Here is a 2,887-nt window from a genome sequence, read left to right on the forward strand (position 1 = left end):
CAAAAAGTGGCAGACTTTTACTCCGCCCGCAGCAACACAACGCCGCCGCTTCAGTGGCCTACTTTTACACCGCCCTATACATTCATCTCCCCCGTCGGCACTCAGCGCCACCTTCACACTAGTTCTCGCTAGCTTACTAACCAAAGCCGTCGGTACACAAGAAACATCGCCTAGAGGTTCATCCCAAATTTCTACAATATTGGGTATTAGGTCTAACGCATCGGACGCATTACAATACAACTCGGTGTGTTCGGTTCCGATATAGTTAGCTATAGATTTTGCTTCAGGTGCTTCATTGTAATTTGGGTCATCAAAACCAATGGTAAACGTTTTAACTGGTCGACTTGCTACAGCCTGACATACAGCAGCTACCGTTGCAGAGTCGTAACCCCCACTAAGAAAAATTCCTACAGGAACGTCCGCCATTAACCTAAGTTTACAGGAAGATTGAATAAGCCGGTCTACCTCCTCAATAACTTCACGTTCCGAGTGGCTTGTATGAGGAGCTCTATAAAAATCTGAAATATCCCAATATTGTCTTTCGTTGATGTGGAGGTCATGTGCAGAAATTGAAAGGATTGTAGCTGGGCGTAATTTATTGATCCCGCTATATATCGTTAGAGGCTCAGGGACATAGCCAAATCTTAAATACAAGGAGATTGCTTCTGGACATATCTCTCGCTTAATTCCAGGATATCTTATTAGCGCTTTCAGTTCGCTTCCAAAAACGATCTCATTAGCTCTACGCGCCCAATATAGCGGCTTGATCCCAGTTCGGTCCCTGATCAAGTGCAAAACAGCGGCTCGCTCATCATACAGGGCTAACGCGAACATTCCATTGAACCTATTTACACAATCAACTCCCCAAGCCATATAAGAGTAGATGATTACCTCGGTGTCGGTTTTAGAGCTAAAAGTGTAGCCAAGACTCAGTAATTCTGACTTTATTTCCTCGAAGTTATAGATTTCCCCATTAAAAGCGACCGTCACAAAATCGCGAGACATTGGCTGGTGACCAAAATTGGATAAATCAACTATAGATAACCGACGATGGCCCATCGCAAGATAAGCATCGCCAAACTTTGCGTGATATATGCCCTGATCGTCAGGACCTCGATGCTCTAAGGCTGAGGTCATGTCGGAGATCAACTGATTTGGCATACCTCCCCTGTCAGTTATATATCCAGCGATACCACACATATTCTAGACCTCAGTTTTTGAAATAATTAGTAAATATTTTTGCAGTAAAACTACATGATAGACGGAACCGCTTGAGAAGCATCACCACATATCGAGCCATTACACCTACGACATAGCGGATCATGTTCTTATCATCCATGATTTCCAAAGAATAAAAATGGGTGCTGCTACGCTTTTCCAGGGATGCATATCGCTTAAGTGAGGAGAACCGAATATCATCCCGATTTATAAGATAAAAGTTTTCGCGAGCAAGCAAAGGCCAAAGGTATAACTTTTCCAATAATCCCTGCGGCAAGTAATACCCTTTTCTTTTCAGGTAATATGAAACCAAATAGCGCTCTGCAATCCTGGAATCTTCCAAGCGCATATAAACATCTCTATTCTCTAGAGCTTGTTGAAGTTTAGCACACCCCGCCTCTCGATTGTTACCTGCATACTGCAATGGACAAGAGAAATATAAAATCAGCTCCTCCAAGTTACCGCTCAATAAAAAATCTGAGACAAAAAATAGATTATAGCGAACATCATCTGTTTCTAAACCACAAATACGGCCGTTCTGCTGTACCAGATGTTTTTCAAACGCCCCAATATCTATCAGCATAAAGTCAGTTCTTGACTTAATTGCCCAGTTACATCCGGCCTCTTTTAGCCGCACCAAACCATTGAGCGTGGATACAATTTGATAATTTATATTTTGGTACCCACTAAATTTTGGATACTCACTAAACTCTATCAGTAGTCTTTTTTCGTTTCTTAAATAATTTAGCTCTGCCGCTACGATCTCTTTGTCCCCAACCCAACAGCTGAGGCAGATAAAATAGCTGGGGCAGTTCTGAAGGTAATATTCCACCACATTTTTTGTATATTTAGGAACATATTTACCTTGTACGACTATACCTATATTAAGTTTCACTTCTAAAGTTACCCTTATCTAGTTTCAGCTCCTCAACTGATAAGTCCCAATAATTCTTTTTTTTTGCTTCTCCATTTTTTTTAATTATGTTGCGATATCTGATCACTCTCGCAGGGACACCTGCCACCACAGCATATGCGGGTACATCCTTAGTTACAACAGCTCCCGCAGCCAGCACCGCGCCATCACCCACTACTATGCCACCAATAACTGACACATTTGCTCCTATCCAAACATCGTTCCCAATCCTAATGTCACCTAAACTCCTGCAGTTTGGGGTAATATCTAATTGATCTAGGAGTACTGGAGAGGTGGATAGACCATCGATGAAATGGGAAGTGGTTCTAAAGAAGCAATTGCGTGCAATTGAACAATACTTTCCTATGATAATGCTATTAGACTCTGAATTCAGTTCGGTTGGCCCGTCCGAGAAATATGTGTGTGCCCCTACATCAATTGAACCTGTCAAGGCCACGCCCTCGCCAACAACAACATTGTCGCCGAATCGAATTCGGCCATTCCGGAGATCGCGATAGCTGATTTTCGCGAAAACTGAAAACTTAGACTTCGGGTAGTAGTGTCTCAAAACTAGATTTACAAATAGCTTAAAAAAAACACTATTACGAATTATCTGCTTCAATACTACAGCCATTTAATTATTGACCTCTTAATGAACAACAAATTCGATATAAATGTATAGGGCGGTGTAAAAGTAGGCCACTGAAGCGGCGGCGTTGTGTTGCTGCGGGCGGAGTAAAAGTCTGCCACTTTTTG

General features: G+C 42.2%; 3 protein-coding genes. All 3 read right to left on the bottom strand.

What is annotated here, in order from left to right; translation table 11 throughout:
• Positions 1-1,200, bottom strand: a 1,200-nt coding sequence (gene asnB, locus ACFO5Q_RS16750) for an asparagine synthase (glutamine-hydrolyzing) (RefSeq protein WP_380084431.1), incomplete at its 3' end; no start/stop codon positions are given.
• 10 nt (positions 1,201-1,210) lie between these two features.
• Positions 1,211-2,113 (bottom strand): hypothetical protein, encoded by a 903-nt coding sequence (locus ACFO5Q_RS16755; protein ID WP_068147314.1) that lies wholly within the window; start codon positions 2,111-2,113, stop codon positions 1,211-1,213.
• Complete coding sequence (locus ACFO5Q_RS16760; RefSeq protein WP_068147317.1) at positions 2,103-2,765, bottom strand: CatB-related O-acetyltransferase; 663 nt, start codon at positions 2,763-2,765, stop codon at positions 2,103-2,105. The genes ACFO5Q_RS16755 and ACFO5Q_RS16760 overlap by 11 nt, the downstream gene beginning before the upstream one ends.
• Positions 2,766-2,887 lie beyond the last annotated feature (122 nt).

Source organism: Kordiimonas lipolytica (genome assembly GCF_042651265.1).
Lineage (GTDB): Bacteria > Pseudomonadota > Alphaproteobacteria > Sphingomonadales > Kordiimonadaceae > Kordiimonas > Kordiimonas lipolytica.